This is a genomic window from Sorangium sp. KYC3313 (assembly GCF_052075895.1).
Taxonomy (GTDB): Bacteria; Myxococcota_A; Polyangia; order Polyangiales; family Polyangiaceae; genus Sorangium; species Sorangium cellulosum_B.
Genome location: NZ_CP197255.1, coordinates 8,793,240 through 8,813,558 on the forward strand (window position 1 = coordinate 8,793,240; position 20,319 = coordinate 8,813,558).

Here is a 20,319-nt window from a genome sequence, read left to right on the forward strand (position 1 = left end):
TGCGGTCCCGGTGCAGAGCCGGGACCTAACGCCTGAGCGGAAGCAGCGGACCTGGCGGCGCCGGCGCCCCCTCGTCGCCCGGGACGGGCCGCGGCCCCTTGCGCACAGGCGCCGGCTCGATCGGGGCGGCGCCGGAGGGCGCCTTCAGCAGGAACGGGCGGGCGTTGCGGGTCGAGCACGCGTCGTACGGATCCCGGTGGAACTCCCAGTGCAAGTACACGTTGCCGTCCGGCGAGACGATCGCGTCCGGCGCCTTGCCGAACGGCGACGCGCGGTGCACCGAGTTCAGCGCGACGATGTCGAAGGCCGTCATCCCGCTCGGCCTCGTGACCCCGAGGCGCACGACGCTGCCGCTGTCCTTGTTCAGGACGATCTCCACGTGCGTGATCCGGTTCTGGTTGAACGCGTGCCCGGAGGGCAAGCTGTCGAGCGACGCCAGGAACTCCTCCGCGAAGATCGGGTGGAGCCGGTTGTGGATCATGTTGATGTACGTCGCGAACGGCACCCGCGCGGCGTTGAGCGAGGTCTGGTTGCCGGGCTTGACCGAGGGATCGTAGTTCTCGATCGCGGCACGCCATTTCTTCCACTTGTCCGTCGTCTCCCACGAGCCCCGGTGCGCGCTCTTGCGGGAGGCGCCGTCCGAGGCCCGCTCCGCCCTGAGCTTCTCGTTGCCGACGGCCGCCTGCACGCCGGCCATGTCCAGGTTGAGGTTGGGCCCGCTGGGGAGCCCCGGCGCGCCGAGGCCGATCGAGCCGACACGGACCGGGGTCTGGTAAGGCTGCGGCGTCGCCTTCTTGCCGGCCACGCGGCTCTTGCCGTCGCCGCCCGGGTTCGCCGGATTGAGGGTGTAGCCGCCGCGCGCGCCGTCGATCACCTCGGGCGACGCAGGGCCGGAGCCGCCCGCGGCGCCCTTCTCCGGCGGCGGAAGCGCGGGAGATACCTGCGCGACGCGAGCGCCGCCGCTCGCGCCCGGCACGCTCGGGGGGGGCGCCGCCCGGGAGGCCTGCGCGGCCTGCGCCGGCGACGCCGGGCTGTGGTGCTCCGCGCTCTCGCTCTCGGGGTTCCCCTCGCCGGGCGCGTGCTTCTCGTTGCCGGCGCGCTCCTCGCTGTGGCCGCTGTGATCGTGGTCGCTGTCGCCGACCCTGTCCGTCGGCGCCTTCGGCCCCGACGGCGTCCCGGGCGTCGGCTCGGGATCGTCCTGATCCTTCGAGCGGATCTGCGCCATGGTCTCCTCGTCGACCTTGTTGGCGTCGTCCGCGATCCGGTTCGCCTCGGGGTTGTCCTGCTGGTCCTTCTGGACGTGCTGGCGGACGGCGATCCGTCGATCCGCGGGCGGCAGCGGCGGCGGCGGCGCCGGCTGGACCGGTACGATCTTGGCCACCTCTTCCTTGGGCGGCTCGGGCTTTGGCGGCGCGGGCGGCGGCGCCTTCGCCTGGCGCGGCGGCTCAGCCTTCGGCGGCTTCCGCGGCGGGATCGCCGCCGCCTTGGTCGGCTCGGGCTTCGGCTGCTGCGGATCGGGCGTGCCGTCCTTGTCCGGCTCGCTGTCCGACGGCAGCTCGGGCGGCGCGAGCGGGGCGGGGGGCGGCGTGAGCGTCGCGCCGTCGGTCAAGATCTCGAACGTCGTGTCGCCCGGCCGGAGGCCATCCCTCACCGCGTGGATCATCTGGCGGAGCTGGGCGCGATCCTCGATGACCTGCGCCACCTCGACGGCGCCGCCGCCGCCCGCCATGTGCGCCACGATCGCCGCGCAGATCCACAGGGCGAGCGGGATGTGGGCGTCACGCGACACGGCGCTCAACGCCTCCGCGCTGCAGAGGCCGCACCGCGCGACATGGCGCAGGCGTAACAGCAGCGAAAGACGGTCACCGGTGGCACCTCCAGACTCCGCGTGAACGACCTGCTCGAACAGTGCGCCGATGCGCCAAACGTACCCCGGAAGCGGTTCGAACCTAGCATCCAGGGATCAGCGCAGCAACGGTCGGCTCGCGCGCCGGCGCCCCGGCCGCGCCCGCCCTCGGCGAGGCGCCCTGCGCCGTCGCGCCGGCGCGCCGGCGCCACGAGTCAGAGCTTGATGATCGCGTCCCAGTGATCCGCGATCTCCTGCGCCGTCCAGACGCCGCCCTCGTCCTTGAACTTCCCGGGGCTCTGGACGACCTTGTAAATATACATCTGCGCACCGGCGACGGCGAGGACGTTGCCGGTCTTGTCGGCGCACAGGTCGGACGCGAGGAACAGCGCCGCAGGCGCCACGTGCGCCGGCGTGAGCGTGTCACCCGCCGATTGGAACATGGGCAGATCCTCCGTCAACCGGGTCTTGGCGATGGGCGCGATCGCGTTGACGGTGATCCGTTGCTTCTGCAGCTCGATCGCGGCGGTGCGGGTGAGGCCGTAGATGCCGGCCTTGGCAGCCGCGTAGTTGGCCTGCCCGAAGTTGCCGAGCATCCCGGAGACGCTCGTGGTGTTGACGATCCGCCCTCCCCCGCCCTGCGCGACCATCTGCTTCGCGGCGGCCTGCGTGCAAAGGAACGTCCCCTTCAGGTGAACGGCGATGACGGCGTCCCACATGCCCTCATCCATCTTGAGGAGCGTCTTGTCGCGGACGATTCCCGCGTTGTTCACCAGGATGTCGACCCGGCCGAACGCGTCGACAGCGGTCTTCACGATCTTCGCCGCGCCCTCGAGGGTCGCCACGCTGTCGAAGCTCGGCGCGGCCTGCCCGCCCGCGGCCTTGATCTCCTCCGCGACCTGCGCCGCCATCGCGTCGCTCGAGCCCGACCCGTCGCGCGTCCCGCCGAGGTCGTTGACGACGACCTTCGCGCCCTCCCGGGCGAAGAGCAGCGCTTCCTCGCGGCCGATCCCGCCGCCGGCTCCCGTGATGATCGCGACCTTTCCGTCGAGCAAGCCCATCGCAGATTCCTCCTGATCCGCGCGCCGGCGCGGTGCGCCGTGCCGTTTTCGCGCGGAGCTTCGCACGGCGGGCCTCGGCCCGGGCACACATTCGTGCGCGCAGGCGCGCGCAACGCAATCGAGCGAGGGCCGAGCGAGCGCCGAGCGCGCGCCGAGCGACGGCGCGCGCGAGCGGGCCCGTCCGGCGAGGGCGACGGCCGCGCGCCCGAGCGCCCGCGCCGCTTCCTTGGCCGATCGAGCGCGGCAGTGATAACGCCGCCTTCGATGCAACTGCCCAGCCGCCTTTCCACGTCGACCCTGGGAGACCTGCTCGGCGCGCTGCACCGCGAGAAGACCACCGGGCTCCTGGAGCTCTGCGAGCTCCGGACGCCGAGCGGCTCGACGGTGCCGGGCCGCCAGCACCGGATTCAGCTCTTCTCCGGCCTCGTGACGGCCGTCGAGACGCCGCTCCGGGTGCCCCGCCTCGGCGAGATCCTCGCGAACGAGGGCTCCGCGCCCGAGCCGTCGATCCAGCGGCTCGCCGCGCTCGTCGCCGCGCACCGGGGGCGCCGGACCGGCGAGGTGCTCGTGGCGGCGGGGCTCATCCCGGCGAGCGCGGTCGACCGCGCGCTCCGGATCCAGCTCCGCGCGCGCCTCGAGGCGCTGTTCCGCATCGAGGAGGCGACCATCTGCTTCCACACGGCGAGGCCCCTCGCCGGGTCGCTGCGGCAGACCGGCCCGCTCCCGCCGAGCGACTTCCTCCACGGCCGCCCGCGCGCGCGGGATCGGCAGCGGCGCGCCGGCTCGTCGTCGCGCGCCGCGGACAGCGGGCCGGCGGGCGCGCCGCCGCGGAGCGCGCCGCCGCGCGCCGCGCGCGTGGACGAGCCGCGCCGACGGGCGCTCGAGGTGCTGGGCCTGCGCGAGGGCGCGACCGAGGCCGAGATCCGCCGCGCCTTCCGCCGCCTGGCCGCGACCCTGCACCCCGACCGCGCCGCCGCGCTGGCCGGCGACGGCGCCCTGCGCACCGCGCGGTTCGCCGAGCTCTCGGCCGCGTACCACCTGCTCGTCGCCTGACCGCCTACGCTCGGCCCACGAGGCGCTCGATCAGGAACGACGCCACGGTGATCGGCTTGGTTCCCGGGCCGAAGCCGGCGTCGAAGCCGAGCTCGACGGCCAGGTTGTGATCGATGCGCGGGCCGCCGAGCAGCAGGATCACCTTGTCCCGGAAGCCCTGGCGCGTCGCCAGGTCGACGAGCGCCGCCGCGTTCTCCTTGTGGCAGTTCCGCTGGGTGATCACCTGCGAGACCAGGATCGCGTCCGCGCCGAGCGCCTTGGCCTTCTCGCAGAGCTCGGCGTTCTCGACCTGCGCGCCGAGGTTGTGGGCGTCGAAGCACTTGAAGCTCTCGAGCCCCTTCTCGCCAGCGAACCCCTTGTAGTTCAGGATCGCGTCGATGCCGACCGTGTGCGCGTCGCTGCCGGTGCACGCCCCGACGACCACGATCTTCCGGCCGAGCTTCTTCGCCTGCGCCTCGATGTCGTCCCGGGTGAGCGGCTGGGCGGCGAGCTCCTGGACCTCGATGTCCGAGAGGTCGACCCCGTGCTGGGAGTGCCCGTAAACGACGAAATACGTGTGCTCCCGGCTGGCCTGCTCCATCGCCGTGACCAGCGGCTCGCGCAGGCCGTGCGACTCGGCAAAGCGCTTCGCCGCCTCGCGCGCGCGGTCGCCCGGCAGGACGCGGAGCGTGAACGACATCTGGACCATCCCGTCCCCCTCGCGGTCGCCATACGCACGCAGGATGTTTCGCGGTGTCATGCTCACCTCTGTCTACAGCCAGGGGGCCGAAAGAGCCCATCCATCGTGACAGTATCGCCATGCGGCGCCACGCGGCCAGCGCGATCGAGGGGGCGAGAGCGCGCTTCTTCCATGCTTCCGCTGCCGCGCTTCAGCCGTGCTTCGGCATGCTCCGGCATGATCCGGCCCACAGAAGATGCCAAGTCAGGAAGAATGTCTTCCGGCGCGCTGACGCTCCGGCCCTCTCGGAGGGTTGTCCCGGGAATCCCGTCCTTCGCTGCGCGCCCGAAGGCCGAAGGCCCCCCGACCGGGACGGCGCAGCAGGCCGGGGCTACGACCGCTCCAGGACCTCGAGGATCGGGTTCAGGTACTCCGGGTGGCGCGCGACGACCCCCGAGTACCCCTTCCCTCCGGTGCGCGTGCGCTTGACGTCGCCGAACGCGCCGCGCCCGATGGCGTCCCAGACGGTCTCCTGCTCGACCTCCCGCAGCAGCCCGTGCGCCTTGTCGAGGACCTCCCGGGCGCGCCGCTCGACGATGCCGCCCGGCTTCCACTGGATCTCGTCGCCGAGGTGCCGCGCCGCCGTGAAGATGTAGCGGGCGCTCTTCAGCGAGAGATACCGGTCCATGAGGAGCGGCGTGTGGACCGCCTCGCTGAACATCCCGAGCAGCTCGATCGACTGGCCGGTCGTGATCCCGACCAGGTTGAACATCGCGTCGTGGACGTGGCTGTGGAAGATGTCGCCTGTCTTGAACTTGGTGGGCGGCATCCACTTGATCGGGTGCCGGTCGAAGATCTGCCGGACGAGCTGGGCCTGGGCGAGCTCGAAGAGGAGGCTGTCCTCGAGCCAGGGGTCGATCTCGAAGGCGTGGCCGAGGCCCATCTGCTCCTCGCGGAGGCCCGCGCGCCGCGCGAACGCCTCGTTGATGAACTGCGACGCGAGCACCGTATGGGCCTTCTCGACCGCGTCGGCGGTCGTGAGGTAGTTGTCCTCTCCCGTGTTGATGACGATGCCGCTCCTCGCGATGACCCTGCGGGAGAAATACTGATCGATGAACGTCCGCTGCATGTTGATGTCGCGGAACAGGATCCCGTACATCGCGTCGTTGAGCAGCATGTCGAGCCGCTCCACCGCCGCCATCCAGGCGATCTCGCTCATGCAGAGGCCGGACGAGTAGTTCGTCTGCGCGAGGTAGGTGCCGGTGTCGCGGGTCGCCTCGTCGGCGGCCCGGCGGATGATCCTGAAGTTCTCCTGGGTCGCGTACGTGCCGCCGTATCCCTCGGTGGTCGGCCCCTCCGGGACGTAGTCGAGGAGCGACTGGGCGGTCGCGCGGATCACGGCGACGATGTCGGCGCCAGCGAACCCGGCGGCCTTGGCCTGCACGGCGTCGTCGTAGATGTTGCCCGTCGCGACGATGACGTACTTGAGCGGCGCGACGCCGACCCGGTGCGCCGCCTTGTTGGCCTCGCGCTCGTCGCGGGCCCGGTCGATCCTGGCGATCGCCTCCCGCGTCGCGGCCTCGAGCGCGCCGCGCGCCTCGGCCGCGGAGGGCCCCGCGCCGAGGTCGGCCGCCTCGCTGAACGCCAGCATCTCCGCGGCCTCCTGCACCGAGCCGGCGCCCTCGCAGAGCGCCCGGCCGAGGTGGTACGCGACGCCGCGGCCGGCTTGCCCCGCCCGGTGGATGCGATCGACCAGCGCGTTCACGAGCGGCGTCCCCTCGGCGTCGGCGCCGACGACGCCGTAGGCGCGGGCGACGGTGCGCTCGACGCCGACCGTGGTGTGACGGTCGATGAAGCGCTGCACCTCGTCGGCGATGTTGGCGGCGAACGCGCGGCACGCCTCCACCTTTTCCTGCTCCACGGGGACAGTCGTCATGAATTTCTCCGGGGCAAACGCTCTTAGCGCACTCTCACCGCGGCCGGTACTCCGGCGCAGGATCCATGGCGGAGCATGGAACAGCCGGCCTCGCGGGACTCGGCGGCGGCCGATGACGGCACGGCGCGGGACGACGGCGCTCCGTGGCGACGCCGGCGGCGGGCGGCCTCACGCGTGCGCGGCGCGGCGGGCGGCGCTAGACGACGGGGGTCATGGGTAAGCTCATCCTGCTCTTCACGGCGCTCCCGATCCTGGAGCTCTGGCTCCTCCTGTCGATCGGCGACGTCATCGGCTTCTGGCCTACCGTGGCGATCGCGCTCGGGACGGCGGTCCTCGGCGCAGCGCTCGCGAAGCGCGCGGGGCTCAAGGTGCTCGCCTCCTGGCGCGGCGCGATGGCCACGGGGCGCGTCCCGGACGAGGGGCTCACGGGAGGGCTCCTCGTGCTCCTCGGGGCGGCGCTGCTCGTCACGCCGGGGGTGCTGACCGACGTGGCAGGGCTCCTGCTCCTGCTCCCGCCGGTGCGCCGCCGCATCGCGGCGGTGGTGCGGGAGCGGTTCGAGCGGCGGGTGGCCGCGGCGAGCGCCGCCGGCATCGGCGTTGGCGGCCCCGGCAACGGCGCGTTCTTCAGCATGAGGGTCATCGACCTGGGCGGCGGACCGTTCGGTCCGCGCGCCGAGGGGCGCGCCGGCGCGTCCCGCGGGCAACCGGCGTCATGGCAGGTCATCGACGTCGATGCGGAGGTGACCGAGGGCGCCGGGGAGGATGAAGCCGGCGGGCCCGCGCGGACGACGCGACGACTGCCCGGCTGACACCCCGATGTCACCGATGCCCCGGGGAACGCATGCGCGCTCGCGCTGCCCGGAGCACCTGCGACTCTCACCCACGACACCCGAACACCGGCGCCTGGAGCTCGGCGAGACACGCGAGCAACGACGCAGGACAACGATTCACGTCCGAGCTGCACGACTGAAACGACAAAGAAACAGAGCGCATTGTAGGCTCAATGCGTCGTCGGCGCAGCCCGGCATCCCAGGAGAAATGACATGAAGATCTGAACCTGCCCAACATGACGCAACAACGCACAACGACACCAACGCAGCAACCTCTATGAAAGATCCAACTCGAACCTCGATCCCATCGACCCGGCCGCGCCGCCCCGGCGGCAGCGCGAAGAACGACCCTGGCGCGTCGTCCAGCCCCGAACAGCGCCGACACGCTCGCCTGAACGCCCGGCGGGCGGTGCTCCAGCGGCCCCGCCGCACGCCCTCGCGGAGGGTGCCGAGATGAGCCGCATCAAGTCGATGGCCGGCTGGCTCCTCGGGTACGTCGATCCACGGGAGCCGCTCGGCAGCTCGCTCATCAACGCTCTTTCCCGGCTCCCCATCCACCTCGCCGCGGACGCCGTATGCCTCCGGAGGAACGCGGACTCCGGCGCCCTCGAGGTGCTCCTGACGCGGCGCGGAGCGTCGGCGGCGGGCCCTGGAGAGTGGTGCTGCCCCGGCAGCGTCCTCTCGCCGGGCGAGCAGCCCGAGCACGTCCTCCACCGGGTCGGGATGACGATCTCCGACTTCACGTTCGTCGGCGACTACTTCTCGGCCGCCGCGCGCGGCTGGATGCTCTCCCGGGTCCATCAGGCGAAGCTCGCCGAGGTCCCGGCGACGGGCACCTGGTGGCCAGTCGAGCAGCTGCCGAACAACCTGGTACCCAAGCACCGGGAGCTGGTCATCCCGATGGCGATCAAGGCCTTCCACGCCCAGCGCGCGAAGCGCTCGCAGAAGGTCGCCAGCGCGCCCCTCATGTGAGGCGCCGCGCGGGGCCCCGCGCCGCCGCGGCGCAGTCGACGGCGCCCCGCTCAAGGCACATCTCGCACGCTCGCTTGGAGAGGCGCCCGCAAGATCACAGGAGATGTGCGATCATCCCCCTTCAGGGTACGGCCATCTCCAGAGCCAGCAGCTCGATGGAGCGCTGCGGTCGTCCGTCTATGCTGCTCCGGGCGAGCGCGGCGCGTGACCGGCGCCTGACTGTCCAAGGACAGAGCATGTAGCGCCCGGACACACCAGGAAAGGAAGCGTGGGGGGGCCGCGCCGTCGGTCCGCTCGCTCCCTGCACGGCCAGCCGCTATGGTTCGCGCGCCGCTTGCGTTACGCTGCGTGGTACGGCTGTGGATCCCCGCGGCGGCGCTCTCCGCGGGTGATTCCGCACGGACATGGAAGACATGACGGTCGACAAGACAGCTCTCATCGTGGGAGGAACGGGCCTCGTCGGCGGCCACTGCCTGCGCCTCCTCCTGCAACAGCCAGCGTACACGAAGGTCGTCGCCCTGCTCCGCCGCCCGGCCCCGATCGACGATGCGCGGCTCTCCCAGCGCATCGTCGACTTCGACCGGCTCGAAGGCGCGGACTTCGCCGGCGTGAGCGACGTGTTCTGTGCGCTCGGGACGACGATCGCCAAGGCCGGCTCCGAAGAGGCCTTCTACGAGATCGATTATCGCTACCCCATCACCGTCGCCAGGCTCGCCGAGAAGGCCGGGGTGAAGCAGTTCGTCCTGGTCTCCTCCGTGGGCGCCGACCCGCGCTCGACCAGCTTCTACCTGCGCGTGAAGGGCGAGCTCGAGCAGGAGCTCTCGGCGGCGAGCTTCGCGGCGGTCCACGTGCTCAGGCCGAGCCTGCTCCTCGGCGAGCGGGGCGAGGTCAGGAAGGGCGAGGCCATCGGCGTCGCGGCGGCGCAGACGCTCCGGTTCACGATGAAGGGCGGCCTGCGCAGGTACCGGCCCATCGACGCGAGGACCGTCGCCGGCGCGATGGTCGCCGCCGCGCTCGACGGGCGCAGCGGTCGCCACGTCTATCACTTCGACGACATGGAGGGGCTCGCCAAGGGCATCGGCGTCGTCCAGGCCTGATCACCGCCATGGCGCCGCCACCCACCGGGCGACGCAAGCGCGCGAAAATGCTAGGGCTCGCGGCAGGCACGGCGCTCGCTCGATGACGCCGCCATGGTCCTCGCTGAACGCCCCTCGCCGATCGTGACCGAGCGCCTCGCCCCCTCCCCGCTGCGCCCGCCGGAGAGCCCGCCGCCGTCGCTCGACGCCGTGCTCGCGGAGCGGTTCGGCATCGCCGCGTTCCGGCCGTGGCAGCGCGAGGCGATCGAGGCCCTGCTCGGGGGCGCGGGCCGCGTCCTCGTGGTCGCCCCGACCGGCGGCGGCAAGTCGCTCTGCTACCAGCTCCCGGCCGTCGCCCTGCCCGGCACGGCGCTCGTCCTGAGCCCGCTCATCTCCCTGATGGAAGACCAGGTCCGCGCCCTCGAGGCGCGCGGCATCCCGGCGACGTTCATCGCGTCCAGCCTCGCGCGCGAGGAGAACGGCCGCCGCCTCGCCGCCCTCCGCCGCGGCGAGTACAAGCTCGTCTACGCCGCGCCCGAGCGCCTCGCCCTCGACGGGTTCCTCGAGGCGCTCGCCGCGAGCCGCCTCTCGCTCGTCGCCGTCGACGAGGCGCACTGCATCGTCCAGTGGGGGCACGACTTCCGGCCCGACTACCTGCGCATCGGCGCCGCGCTCGCGCGGCTCCGGCCGCCCCGGGTCCTCGCTTGCACCGCGACGGCGACCCCCGGCGCGCGCGACGAGATCATCCGCCGGCTCGGCTGGCCGCTGCCCGCGGGCGACGGCGTCGGCGATGCGGCGAGCGGGCGCGGGCGGGGCCCCGAGGAGCCGCCGCCCACGGTGATCCTGCGCGGCTTCGCCCGGCCCAACCTCCACCTGCAGGTCTCCGCGGTCGACGGCCCGCGCGAGGCGGGGCGCCGCACGGCGCGCGCGCTGCTGGAAGCCCTCGGCGATCCCGGGCGGCCCCGCGGGGCGGGCATCGTCTACGCGGCCACCCGCAAGGGAGCCGAGCGCCTCGCCGAGGCGCTCCGCGACGCCGGCTGGAACGCGGAAGCGTACCACGCCGGGCTCGCCCCCGAGTCCCGCGCCCGCCTCTCGGCGGGCTTCGCCGATCGCAGCCTCTCCGTGGTCGTGGCCACGAACGCCTTCGGCATGGGGATCGACCGCCCCGACGTCCGCCTCGTCGTGCACGCGCAGCCGCCGTCGTCGATCGAGGCGTACTACCAGGAGGTCGGCCGCGCCGGGCGGGACGGCGCCCCGGCCCGCGGCCTGCTCTTGTTCGCGCCCGTGGACATCGCGCTGCGCCGCCGGCTCTGCCAGCTCGGCGAGGGGGGCGTCGAGGCGAGCGCCGACGACGCCGCGCGCGCCTGGGGGCTGTTCCGCGAGCTGCTCCGCTACGTCGACGCCGCGACGTGCCGGCACGACTTCATCCTCCGCTACTTCGGCGACGAGGCCGAGTCGCTCGGCGGCTGCGGCCACTGCGACGTCTGCCTGGAGGTCGACGCCCTCGAGGCGAGCGACCCGGCCGCGCTCGCCCGCGACAACGACCTCGTGCGCCGCGCGCTCGCCGGCGTCGCGCGGGTGAAGGGCGGCGCCGGGATGCAGGCGGTCGCGTCGATGCTCGTCGGCGAGTCGAACGAGCGCGTCCGCCGCATGGGGCTCGACCGGCTCTCGACGTTCGGCGTCCTCGAGGGCAAGAGCCACGACGAGGCGATGTCGATCCTTCGCGCGCTGCTCGCCAACGCGTGGATCGATCTCACGACCGGCGAGTTCCCCGTCCCCCTCATCACGCCGGCGGGCTGGCGCGTGATGCGCGGAGACGTGCCCGCGCGGGTGCGGCTCCCGGCCCCCGCCGCGCGCCGACGGCCGCGCCGCGGGGCGCCGGGCCCGTCGCCCGCTCCGCGCCCGCCGGCGGCCGCGCCCTCCACGCGGGCGCGCGCGCAGCCGGCCCCGCAGGCGTTCTCGTCCGCAGCGACCCGCGACGACGCGGCGCGCCCCGCGCCGGGCGCCCCCCTCCCCGCCTCGCGCGCGGAAGCGGAGCCCGGCGTCGAGCTCGAGGAGCGCGACGTGCCGCTGTTCGAGGCGCTCCGCGCCCACAGGGCCGCGCTCGCCAAGGAGAAGTCGCTGCCCGCCTACGTCATCGCGCACGACCGGACGCTCCGGGAAATCGCGCGGATCCGGCCCGCGTCGCTCGACGATCTCGCGCTCGCGCGCGGCATGGGGCAGGCGAAGATCTCGAGCTACGGGGAGGGCATCCTCCGCGTCGTCCGGGAGTTCTCGGGCCCCTGATCGGCCCGGGACCTCAGGCGAGACCCGCGACGCGGAGCTCCGCGATGAGCTGGCCATCCAGGCTGACGAAGGTCGTCAGGCGCCCCTCGACGTTGATGAACACGTCGAGCATCAGGCCCGCGCCGAGCTCCAGGACATGGAGGTCCCCCTTGAGGACCACCGTCGGGGCCTCGCCTCCCCTCGGCGGCCGCCTGGGTTCCCTCTCCATGGCCTTCTTCGAGTTCATGCCCGCCTCCGCCCACCGGCCCGTCCGCTCCCAGGACCGTCGCCGCACGCCGCGCGGTCGACCCGGAGGCGACCGCACGGGCGAGGCAGCCCGCCCCCCGGCCACCACGTCAAGCGCGTTCCATGCCGCGCTCGCATGGCTGGAGTGATCCTTCCCTTCACGCAGCCCCCATTCTCGCCCGCTCCTCACCCGACTCACCCGACCGGCGATGCCTTCATTTCATGGGATCGGTCTCACAGGAAGGCACGAAGTTCAGCGAGGATCGGACTTTTCTTCCCGGCTTCCCGTCCTCCCGATCGAGCCGGGCAACCCCGGTCGAGCTGGGGAGCCACGATCCATCACCTCTCCCTGGCCCAGGACGAAAGCGACGCTGCTGCGCCCACCGAGACCCGGCCCGAGGCGAGCACCGGCCCCAGCGCTGGCTGCTCCACGAGCAGCGCCTCGACCCGCAGCAGCGCCGGCAGGTAGACGACCTCCCGCGCGAGGCCGCCGCCCCGGTGGACACGCGCCGCGATGCGCAGGGCGTCCCCCGTGGAGCGCGCGCCGCGCGCCTCGAGCAGCCGCGCGGTCTCGACGAAGCCCGCGCCGCGCTCGACGCTCCGCGCGGCGAGGTGGCGCAGCCCGAGCTCGATCCGGCGGGCGCCGACCAGGTACCCCGCGGCGCGCTCGAGCGCGAGCGCCCAGCCCTCCTGATCGTCGCCCCCGTTCGCGGTCCCGATCGCGAAGATCCCGAGCGGGAGCGCCGCGGCGCGCACGCTGGGCGCCGCGTGCCCCTCGATCTCGTGGAGCACCGTGCGCTCGACGTCGTCGCGCGTGAGCATGCGCCCCCGCGCGACCTGGATCACCCCGTCGCCCGTCGCGGCGAGCGGCGCGATGTCGGCGATCACGACCCGGAGGGGCAGGCGCCACGCCCCGATCTCGCGGCGCATCCGCGACACGAGCGACCGGGGCGAGCGCGCGTCATCGCTCCGCACCCGCTCCCTGTCGCTCGACGCGGCGCCCGCCTCCTGCTCGACCCAGGCCGCGGCGAGCGCGTCCGCCTGCTCGTCGAACGCGTCGCGCGCGGCGTAGCGGCGGCGCGCGGCGGCCCAGCACCCGGCCCCGCCCGCGGCCTCGCAGATCGCGGCCTCCGCGGCGAGCTCGCTCGCGCGGCCGGCGTAGACCGCGCCGAGCTCCCCTTGCCCCGCGAGCCGCTCGGCCGCCGCCTCCATCGCCTTCCGGAGATCGCCGTGGTCCTGCGCGGGCGCGTAGGCGAACCGCGGGAGCTCCCCGCCGCTCCGAGCCCAGGAGGAGGCGAGCCGCGCGAGCTCCTCGACGAGGTTCACCGGCGTGCTCGACCCGACGACGCGGATCCGCCGCGCCGCGGCGCCGAGGAGCCGATCCGCGTCCGGCACCCACGCCGGAGGTGCCGGCCGCTCGGCCGATCTAGCTCGAGGACGCCGCTTCACGGCCCGCCGCTCCTTCCAAGTACGCCCCCGTCCCGCACGCCCCCGCCCCGCGAGCGCGCCGCGCGCCCGGCGCCGCCCGCCTCAGAGCAGGTTCGCCGCGAGCTCCGCGAGCTCGCTGCGCTCGCCCTTGGCGAGCACCACGTGACCCGCGATGCGCTCGCGCTTGAACCGCTCCGCCACCACGAGCAGGCCGTTCGACGCGTGGTCCACGTACGGGTTGTCGATCTGCTGAGGGTCGCCGGTCAGCACGATCTTCGTCCCCTCGCCGCACCGCGTGATGATCGTCTTCACCTCGTGCGGGGTGAGGTTCTGGGCCTCGTCCACGATGAGGTACTGGTGCGGCAGGCTGCGCCCCCGGATGTAGGTCAGCGGCTCGACCTGGATCTGCCCGCTCTCCAGGAGCTCCACGAAGCCGCGCGCGTCGCGCCCCGGCTTCGAGCCGCCGTTCGAGAACAGGAACTCGAGGTTGTCGAAGATCGGCTGCATCCACGGGTTCAGCTTCTCGTCCACGTCGCCCGGAAGGAAGCCCAGATCGCGCCCGAGCGGCATGATCGGCCGGCTCACGAGCAGCCGGCTGTAGGCGTTGTCCTCGGTCGTCCGCTTGAGCGCCGCCGCGAGCGCAAGGAGCGTCTTGCCCGTCCCGGCCTTGCCGATCAGCGTGATCAGCCGGACCGAATCGTCGAGCAGGAGGTCCAGCGCAAACGCCTGCTCCTTGTTGCGCGGCCGGACCCCCATCACCCCCTCCCGCCCGACGCGGAGCGCGACGATCTGCCCGCGCGCCGCGTCGAACCGGCCGAGCGCCGTGTGGCTCGGCGCCCCCGCGTCGCGGAGCAGCACCGCAGAATTCGGCAATAAATCCGCGAGGTTGGCGCCGGCGAGAAAGCCGCTCTGGAAGAACGCGTCGACCTCGGCGCCGGGCACCTCGAGCTCCACCACCGACTGCTCGATGGCCGGGTCGTGCACCCGCTGGTTCTCGTACGTCTCCGCCGGGATCCCGAGCGCGTCGGCGCGGATCCGGAGGTTCGTGTCCATCGTCACGAAGATGGTCGGCCGATCCTTGTGCCGATCGCGGATGTCGATCGCCGTCTGCAGGATGGCGCTGTCCTGCGATCCGGACTCCAGCCCCACGAGCAGCTCCGGCCGCCGCTCCGGGATCGCGATCCGCAGCGTGCCGCCGCTCTCGAGCAGCACCCCGGTCGCGAGCGTCCCGGCGCCGCGGACCTCGTCGAGCAGCCGGGCGATCGTCCTCGCGTTGCGCCCGCGCTCGGAGCCCTCCCGCTTGAACTGATCGATCTCCTCGATCGCGTAGATCGGGATGATGACGTCGTTGTCTTCGAACTTGAAGATCGCGTGGGGATCGTGGAGCACGATGTTCGCGTCGAGAACGTAGTTCTTCTTCATGGGGGGAGCGCGACGGCGTAGCCGCCTGCGGCGACGGGCGCAAGGGAGTGTTGAGTCGCCCGCCCGAGGATGCCGTCACCCGCTGATCGGCAGGAGCCCGGACATCGGGAGAGATACCGAGCTTCAACTCGGCCGGATCGGAAACATCGCCCACGTCGTCCGCGCTTTGTTCCAGGCGGCCCGCCGCGATCACAGATCGATCCGGTAGTCCTTGATCTTATAGAGCAGCGCCCGGTGGCTGATCTCCAGCACCTCGGCCGCCTTGGTCCGGTTGCCCTTCGTCTTCTGGAGCGCGCGCCGGATGAGGATCTCCTCGATGACGCGGGACGTCTTCTTGATCGACAGCTCGCCGCTCGTCAGCTGCATCTGGATCGGATCGCGCGCCTCGCGGATCCGCTCGGGCAGGTCGGCCTCGCCGATGCGCTCGCCCTCGCAGAGCACCATGGCGCGCTCGACGGTGTTCTCCAGCTCCCGCACGTTGCCCGGCCAGCGGTACTCCAGGAGCAGCCGCCGCGCCTCGGGCTCGAAGCCGCGGATGTTGATGCCGAACCGCGCGTTGTTCCTCGCGAGGAAGTGATCCATGAGGATCGGGATGTCCTCCCGGCGCTCGCGGAGCGGAGGGATCGCGATCGGGAGCACGTTGATCCGGTAGAAGAGGTCCTCGCGGAACCGGCCGGCCTGCGTCTCGGCCATCAGGTCGCGGTGGGTCGCCGCGAGGATGCGGACGTCGATCTTGATGTCCTTGCTGTCCCCCAGCCGGCGGAGCGTCTCCTCCTGGAGCACCCGGAGCAGCTTCACCTGCAGCGCGAGCGGCAGCTCGCCGATCTCGTCGAGCAGCAGCGTGCCGTGGTTCGCCTGCTCGAACAGCCCCGCCCTGTCGTTCACCGCGTCGGTGAACGCGCCCCGCTTGTACCCGAAGAGCTCGCTCTCCAGCAGGTTCTCCGGGATGGCGCCGCAGTTGACCGCGACGAACGGACCGCCGCGGCGGCTCGACCGCCGGTGGATCGCCCGGGCCACGAGCTCCTTGCCGACGCCGCTCTCGCCCGTGATGAGCGCCGTGGTCTTGTAGTCGGCGACCTTCGCGATCGTCTTGAAGATCACCTGCATCGGCGGGCTCTTCGCGAGGATCTCCTCGAAGAGGTTCTCCCGCCGGATCTCCTGGCGCAGGACGCGGTTCTCCCGGCGGAGCGCCTCCCGCTCCTCGGCCTTGCGGAGCGTCAGCAGCACCTCCTCGGCCTTGAACGGCTTCTGGAGGTAATCGTAGGCGCCCGCCTTCATCGCCTCGATCGCCAGGTCGACGTTGCCGTAGGCGCTCATCACGATGACCGTGGCCTCGTTGCCCTTGGCCTTCAGCGTCGCCAGCAGATCGAGCCCGCCCATCCTTGGCATCCGGACGTCGGTCAGGATGACGTCGGGCCCGAACGTCTCGACCATCGCGAGCGCCTCCTCGCCGCTCGAGACCGCCTCGACCTCGTAGCCATCCCGCTTGAGGAAGGTGCGCACCACGAGGCGCAGGTTTTCTTCGTCGTCAACGACTAGGACACGGCGCATACACCCTGAAAACTTTTCCTACACCGGCGCGCAGCACTCCGCAACGAGTTGCGTCTTTGCTCCTGCCGCAGCCTGTCATCCGCGGTGTTTGGGAGTCGGGCGCAGCGCGCGCGGGCCCCCGGCGGGCGAGCTCTGCGAACGTCGCCGCGCACCACGCGAACACCCCTGCGCGACGCGGAACGCGCGTGCGCGGCGACGGCGCTTCGCGGCGCTCGCGGCACGCCAGGACGACGCGGTGGTGGCAGTTGACGCGGCCCGCGCAGGCTGCTCTTTAGCGGCGACACGCGCAGGGAACCAGCTGGGGCCCGAGAGGCCTCGATCCTGCACGCCGGAGCGGCTTTCGCGGACAGGACCGCGCCCCCCTTAATTCGATCGCGTGAGGAGCCAGGGCATGAGGATGAAGGATCGTCTGGTCGACCAAGCAAAGAAGCTCACCTCGTCGGGCGTGGTCGTCCGTGTCGTCAGCAACGATCGCGTGATGCGGCTCGCCACGGGGGTCATGGACGCGAAGAACCGCCTGCGCGCCGCCCGGGAGCGGGCCGCGGAGGCCTGGGACATCCTGCTCAACGGGCACGCGCTCCCGAACATCGATCCCGCGCTCGACGACGAGGCCGGCGTCCACGTGGCGACGCCGTCCCGCGCGGCGGCCCGCCAGCCGGCCGCGGGCGGCGCGGGCGGCGCGGGGCTGTCGGTCGTGGAGGAGACGGCGAGCAGCGACGCGCCGCGCGAGCGCGGCGGGCTGGCGAGCCGCCCGCACGTGAACGGCGTGGGCGCGAACGGCGCGGGCCCGAACGGCGCCGGCACCTACGTGGCCGCGGCGGCCGAGCAGAAGCTCGCGACCCAGATGGCGGCGCGGACGTCGCTGTCGCGGATCGGCGGGCGCGACGTGTTCGAGAAGGCGTACAAGTTCATGACCGCGGACAACGCCCGCGCCATGGGCGTCTACCCCTTCTTCCGCCCGCTCGACTTCAACAACGGCCCCGAGGCGCAGCTCGAGGGCCGGACCGTGGTCATGCTCGGCTCGAACAACTACCTCGGGCTGACGACCCACCCGAAGGTGCGGGAAGCCGCGCGGAACGCCATCGACAAATACGGCACCAGCATGACCGGCTCGCGGCTCGTGAACGGGTCGATGCGCCTCCACAACGAGCTCGAGCAGAAGCTCGCCGCCTTCCACGGCAAGGAGGCGGGGCTCGTGTTCACGACGGGCTATCAGGTGAACATCGCGACCATCTCGGCGCTCCTCAGCAACAAGCGGAGCGTCGCGATGATCGACAAGGACGATCACGCGTCCATCTACGACGGCGTGCGGCTCGCGCAGGCGGCCGGCGCCCGGATGGTGCGCTACAAGCACAGCGATCCCGCCGCCCTCGACAGCGCGCTCTCCGAGATCGCCGACACCGAGGGCGCCCTCGTGATCACCGACGGCGTCTTCAGCGCCCAGGGCGAGATCGCGAGTCTGCCCGGGATCGTCGAGGTGGTGAAGAAGCACAAGGCGCGGCTCCTCGTCGACGACGCTCACGCGCTCGGCGTCATCGGCCCGGGGGGCCGCGGCACCGCCGCGCACTTCGGCCTCGAGAAGGAGGTCGACCTCATCGGCGGCACGTTCTCGAAGTCGCTCGCCTCGATCGGCGGCTGGCTCGTCGGTGAGCGGAAGGTGCTCGATTATATTCAGCATTTTGCCTACAGCTTCCTCTTCGCGGCGAGCGCCGCGCCGCCCTGCGTGGCCGCCGCCATGGCCTCGCTCGAGGTCATGCAGGAGGAGCCCTGGCGCCAGGAGAAGCTCCGCGAGAACTTCACGTACATGCGCACGGAGCTGCAGCGGCTCGGCTTCGAGCTCGGCAAGACCGAGACGGCCGTCATCCCCATCTACATCCGCGACGATCTCAAGACCGTGATGATGTGGAAGTCGCTCCTCGACGACTACTCGCTCTACGTGAACCCGTTCATCACGCCCGGCGTCCCGCCCAAGCAGCAGGTCCTGCGCACGAGCTACATGGCGACCCACGAGCGCAAGCACCTCGATCACGCGCTCGAGGCGTTCGAGAAGGTCGGCAAGAAGTTCGGCGTCATCTGAGCCGGTGAGCCGGTGAGCCGGTGAGCCGAGAGGAGCGCCCTCCGGGCCCGCTCCCGCGCTCGACGCGGATCGACGCGCGCCCGCCAAATTCGGCATTTTCGCCGCGCGGCGGGCGTGGTCAGCTGAGCGGTCATGGATCTTCGACCGTTCATGCAGGGTGTCGCCGGGGCGCTGGGACCTGCGCTCCGCTCTTTCTTCCTGACCGCCGCGGCCATGTCGCTCCTGGCCCTCGTCCTCGCGGCCTCGTCGTACGCCATCGCGGCCGACGGCTCGGCGCTGCGCGGGGCGCTGGCGGCCGTCGCGGCGCTCGCGCTCTCCGCCGTGATCGGCTTCACGCTGTCGTGGAAGCGGGCGCTCGGCACGGGCATCCTGCAGATCGTGCGGGCGAAGCGCCTCGGCGGGACGCTCGTGACCGCCGTGTTCGAGCGGCTGCTCGGCGTCTCCGAGCAGGCCGAGGCGGGCGCCCGCGGCGGGCGGGTGGCGCAGGCGGTGGAGCGCGTCCCGCTCAACGAGGCGGTGAAGCGCCTGCGCCTCGCCGTGATCCACAGGCTGCAGGCGGCGCCGGCAGGGGGCGGCGTGCGGGGGTTCCTGCGGCGCAGGATCGAGGCGAAGCTGCTCGGGACCATCGAGACGCTGACGCTGGCGCGCTTCCGCAACGAGGCCAACCAGGGAGGCGGCATCGACCTGCTGAAGGTGCGGGACGAGCTCGCCCAGGGCGTCGACGGCCTCGTCACGGACCAGATCGAGGGGACGCTGCTGAAGATGACGCTGCTCCTCGTCGGGGCCGCCGCGCTGGCGTCGCTCGGGGCGGCCGCGGGCATCCAGTACATCCCCTTGTGATCCCCCTCTCAAACCAGGTGGCGTCTCTTCAACCGCCAAGCGCGCCGAGGGCGGGCCACGCCGTCGCGCGCCGCTCGGGGGCCTTCCGTGCACATCGGCTTTGCCTAATTGCTCTCCATTACGCTAGTGTCAGCCGACTGCCGTTACGTTTCATGTTGCTCTCACGTTTCATGTTGCTCTCACGTTTCATGTTGCTTTCACCTCATGCTGTGCAGAGGAGGCAATTCGATGATGGAGAACGATATGGGGAGATGTTGCTCGGCGCTCGCTTGCGTCGTGGGGTTGCTCGCGTCGCCGGCCGCCTGGGCTCAGGATCCCGCGCCGCCCCCGGCTGATCCGGGCGCAGCGGCCGCGGCCGCGCCGGCGCCCGCGGCGGAGCCCGCCGCGCCGGCGCCGATCCCGAGCTGGTTCCGCTTCGACGCAGACAACCTTGGTCTCCAGCTCTGGGCCGGCGCCTCGCACCAGATCGGCCCCATCAGCCTCTCGAGCGACATCTACCTCACCACGCTGGGAACCGCGGAGTTCGACATCGGCCCCGCGTTCACGATGGGTCCTGTCACCATCAACCCGATGGTGGGCTTCTCGTTCAACTTCGTGACGATGGAGCCGGCGGCGCTGGTCGCCCCGCAGCTGTTCACCTTCATCGACTCACAGCCCGTTTATTTCGAGTCGTGGATCCTGGGGTCATTCTCCAGCATGTTCAACGAGAGCGTCCAGAACTACGTCTACACGCGGGACTTCCTGCTCTACTACCCCATCGCCGACTTCGGCATCGGCCCGCACCTCGAGGCCACGATCGATCTCAACGAGGTCGCGCTCGCGGACGACCCGTTGACCGCCGGTGCGGACGTCGACGAGAGCGGCCTCGCCAGCCTGCAGGTCGGCGGCGTGATCGGGCTGAACTACGGCACGGGAAACAAGCTGCTCCTTTACCTCGGCTACGAGACGCAGGAGGAGAGCCAGATCGGCGGGAACAAGCTCGCTGGCCGGTTCACGTTCGTCCACAACTTCTGACGACGCGCGGCGCGCGTCGACGCCCGCCGGCGCGGTGGGGGCGC

At 72.0% G+C, this 20,319-nt stretch carries 16 protein-coding genes; 8 read left to right on the top strand and 8 right to left on the bottom strand.

What is annotated here, in order from left to right; all coding sequences use genetic code 11:
* Positions 1-25: 25 nt before the first annotated feature.
* Together ACSRUE_RS33340 and ACSRUE_RS33345 are read right to left on the bottom strand one after the other, a co-directional pair.
* Positions 26-1,789 (bottom strand): hypothetical protein, encoded by a 1,764-nt coding sequence (locus ACSRUE_RS33340; RefSeq protein WP_441287123.1) that lies wholly within the window; start codon positions 1,787-1,789, stop codon positions 26-28.
* 272 nt (positions 1,790-2,061) lie between these two features.
* Positions 2,062-2,907: an SDR family NAD(P)-dependent oxidoreductase gene (locus tag ACSRUE_RS33345; RefSeq protein WP_441287124.1), complete on the bottom strand. Its 846-nt coding sequence runs from the start codon at positions 2,905-2,907 to the stop codon at positions 2,062-2,064.
* A gap of 264 nt (positions 2,908-3,171) precedes the next feature.
* Between ACSRUE_RS33345 and ACSRUE_RS33350 the strand changes: the two genes are divergently transcribed.
* On the top strand, positions 3,172-3,960 hold the full coding sequence (locus ACSRUE_RS33350; protein ID WP_441287125.1) for a J domain-containing protein: 789 nt from the start codon (positions 3,172-3,174) through the stop codon (positions 3,958-3,960).
* Positions 3,961-3,964: 4 nt separating this feature from the next.
* On the opposite strand, the gene ACSRUE_RS33355 is transcribed toward ACSRUE_RS33350, so the two are convergent.
* Together ACSRUE_RS33355 and ACSRUE_RS33360 are read right to left on the bottom strand one after the other, a co-directional pair.
* Positions 3,965-4,699, bottom strand: a complete 735-nt coding sequence (locus tag ACSRUE_RS33355) for an OAM dimerization domain-containing protein (RefSeq protein WP_437552751.1) — start codon at positions 4,697-4,699, stop codon at positions 3,965-3,967.
* 310 nt (positions 4,700-5,009) lie between these two features.
* On the bottom strand, positions 5,010-6,554 hold the full coding sequence (locus ACSRUE_RS33360; RefSeq protein WP_441287126.1) for a lysine 5,6-aminomutase subunit alpha: 1,545 nt from the start codon (positions 6,552-6,554) through the stop codon (positions 5,010-5,012).
* 212 nt (positions 6,555-6,766) lie between these two features.
* On the opposite strand from ACSRUE_RS33360, the gene ACSRUE_RS33365 reads away from it, so the two are divergent.
* From ACSRUE_RS33365 to ACSRUE_RS33380, 4 genes are all read left to right on the top strand, one after another.
* Positions 6,767-7,363, top strand: a complete 597-nt coding sequence (locus ACSRUE_RS33365) for an FxsA family protein (RefSeq protein ID WP_441287127.1) — start codon at positions 6,767-6,769, stop codon at positions 7,361-7,363.
* 474 nt (positions 7,364-7,837) lie between these two features.
* Complete coding sequence (locus tag ACSRUE_RS33370) at positions 7,838-8,356, top strand: NUDIX hydrolase (protein WP_441287128.1); 519 nt, start codon at positions 7,838-7,840, stop codon at positions 8,354-8,356.
* 404 nt (positions 8,357-8,760) lie between these two features.
* Positions 8,761-9,453: an oxidoreductase gene (locus ACSRUE_RS33375; RefSeq protein WP_437768260.1), complete on the top strand. Its 693-nt coding sequence runs from the start codon at positions 8,761-8,763 to the stop codon at positions 9,451-9,453.
* Between the two features lie 93 nt (positions 9,454-9,546).
* A complete protein-coding gene (locus tag ACSRUE_RS33380; protein WP_441287129.1) occupies positions 9,547-11,718 on the top strand; it encodes a RecQ family ATP-dependent DNA helicase in 2,172 nt (723 codons plus the stop codon).
* A 13-nt stretch (positions 11,719-11,731) separates the two neighbouring features.
* On the opposite strand, the gene ACSRUE_RS33385 is transcribed toward ACSRUE_RS33380, so the two are convergent.
* From ACSRUE_RS33385 to ACSRUE_RS33400, 4 genes are all read right to left on the bottom strand, one after another.
* The gene (locus ACSRUE_RS33385; RefSeq protein WP_012235515.1) at positions 11,732-11,944 is read right to left on the bottom strand and encodes a hypothetical protein; all 213 of its coding nucleotides are present in this window, start codon (positions 11,942-11,944) and stop codon (positions 11,732-11,734) included.
* 338 nt (positions 11,945-12,282) lie between these two features.
* Positions 12,283-13,392, bottom strand: a complete 1,110-nt coding sequence (locus ACSRUE_RS33390) for a tyrosine/phenylalanine carboxypeptidase domain-containing protein (protein ID WP_437944204.1) — start codon at positions 13,390-13,392, stop codon at positions 12,283-12,285.
* An 81-nt stretch (positions 13,393-13,473) separates the two neighbouring features.
* A complete protein-coding gene (locus tag ACSRUE_RS33395; protein WP_437768263.1) occupies positions 13,474-14,793 on the bottom strand; it encodes a PhoH family protein in 1,320 nt (439 codons plus the stop codon).
* Positions 14,794-14,982: 189 nt separating this feature from the next.
* A complete protein-coding gene (locus tag ACSRUE_RS33400; RefSeq protein ID WP_437944202.1) occupies positions 14,983-16,344 on the bottom strand; it encodes a sigma-54-dependent transcriptional regulator in 1,362 nt (453 codons plus the stop codon).
* Positions 16,345-16,735: 391 nt separating this feature from the next.
* Between ACSRUE_RS33400 and ACSRUE_RS33405 the strand changes: the two genes are divergently transcribed.
* The 3 genes from ACSRUE_RS33405 (at position 16,736) to ACSRUE_RS33415 (ending at position 20,275) form a co-directional block, all read left to right on the top strand.
* Positions 16,736-18,421, top strand: a complete 1,686-nt coding sequence (locus ACSRUE_RS33405; RefSeq protein WP_441287130.1) for an aminotransferase class I/II-fold pyridoxal phosphate-dependent enzyme — start codon at positions 16,736-16,738, stop codon at positions 18,419-18,421.
* A gap of 132 nt (positions 18,422-18,553) precedes the next feature.
* Complete coding sequence (locus tag ACSRUE_RS33410; protein ID WP_441287131.1) at positions 18,554-19,261, top strand: hypothetical protein; 708 nt, start codon at positions 18,554-18,556, stop codon at positions 19,259-19,261.
* A 228-nt stretch (positions 19,262-19,489) separates the two neighbouring features.
* Positions 19,490-20,275: a hypothetical protein gene (locus ACSRUE_RS33415; protein ID WP_441287132.1), complete on the top strand. Its 786-nt coding sequence runs from the start codon at positions 19,490-19,492 to the stop codon at positions 20,273-20,275.
* Positions 20,276-20,319: the final 44 nt, after the last annotated feature.

Coding starts and splice junctions, on each gene's coding strand:
- ACSRUE_RS33375 (WP_437768260.1), top strand. CDS start 8,761: ATGGAAGACATGACGGTCGACAAGACAGCTCTCATCGTGGGAGGAACG.
- ACSRUE_RS33365 (WP_441287127.1), top strand. CDS start 6,767: ATGGGTAAGCTCATCCTGCTCTTCACGGCGCTCCCGATCCTGGAGCTC.
- ACSRUE_RS33350 (WP_441287125.1), top strand. CDS start 3,172: ATGCAACTGCCCAGCCGCCTTTCCACGTCGACCCTGGGAGACCTGCTC.
- ACSRUE_RS33400 (WP_437944202.1), bottom strand. CDS start 16,344: ATGCGCCGTGTCCTAGTCGTTGACGACGAAGAAAACCTGCGCCTCGTG.
- ACSRUE_RS33410 (WP_441287131.1), top strand. CDS start 18,554: ATGGATCTTCGACCGTTCATGCAGGGTGTCGCCGGGGCGCTGGGACCT.
- ACSRUE_RS33415 (WP_441287132.1), top strand. CDS start 19,490: ATGATGGAGAACGATATGGGGAGATGTTGCTCGGCGCTCGCTTGCGTC.
- ACSRUE_RS33395 (WP_437768263.1), bottom strand. CDS start 14,793: ATGAAGAAGAACTACGTTCTCGACGCGAACATCGTGCTCCACGATCCC.
- ACSRUE_RS33370 (WP_441287128.1), top strand. CDS start 7,838: ATGAGCCGCATCAAGTCGATGGCCGGCTGGCTCCTCGGGTACGTCGAT.
- ACSRUE_RS33405 (WP_441287130.1), top strand. CDS start 16,736: ATGAGGATGAAGGATCGTCTGGTCGACCAAGCAAAGAAGCTCACCTCG.
- ACSRUE_RS33380 (WP_441287129.1), top strand. CDS start 9,547: ATGGTCCTCGCTGAACGCCCCTCGCCGATCGTGACCGAGCGCCTCGCC.
- ACSRUE_RS33355 (WP_437552751.1), bottom strand. CDS start 4,699: ATGACACCGCGAAACATCCTGCGTGCGTATGGCGACCGCGAGGGGGAC.
- ACSRUE_RS33385 (WP_012235515.1), bottom strand. CDS start 11,944: ATGAACTCGAAGAAGGCCATGGAGAGGGAACCCAGGCGGCCGCCGAGG.
- ACSRUE_RS33345 (WP_441287124.1), bottom strand. CDS start 2,907: ATGGGCTTGCTCGACGGAAAGGTCGCGATCATCACGGGAGCCGGCGGC.
- ACSRUE_RS33360 (WP_441287126.1), bottom strand. CDS start 6,554: ATGACGACTGTCCCCGTGGAGCAGGAAAAGGTGGAGGCGTGCCGCGCG.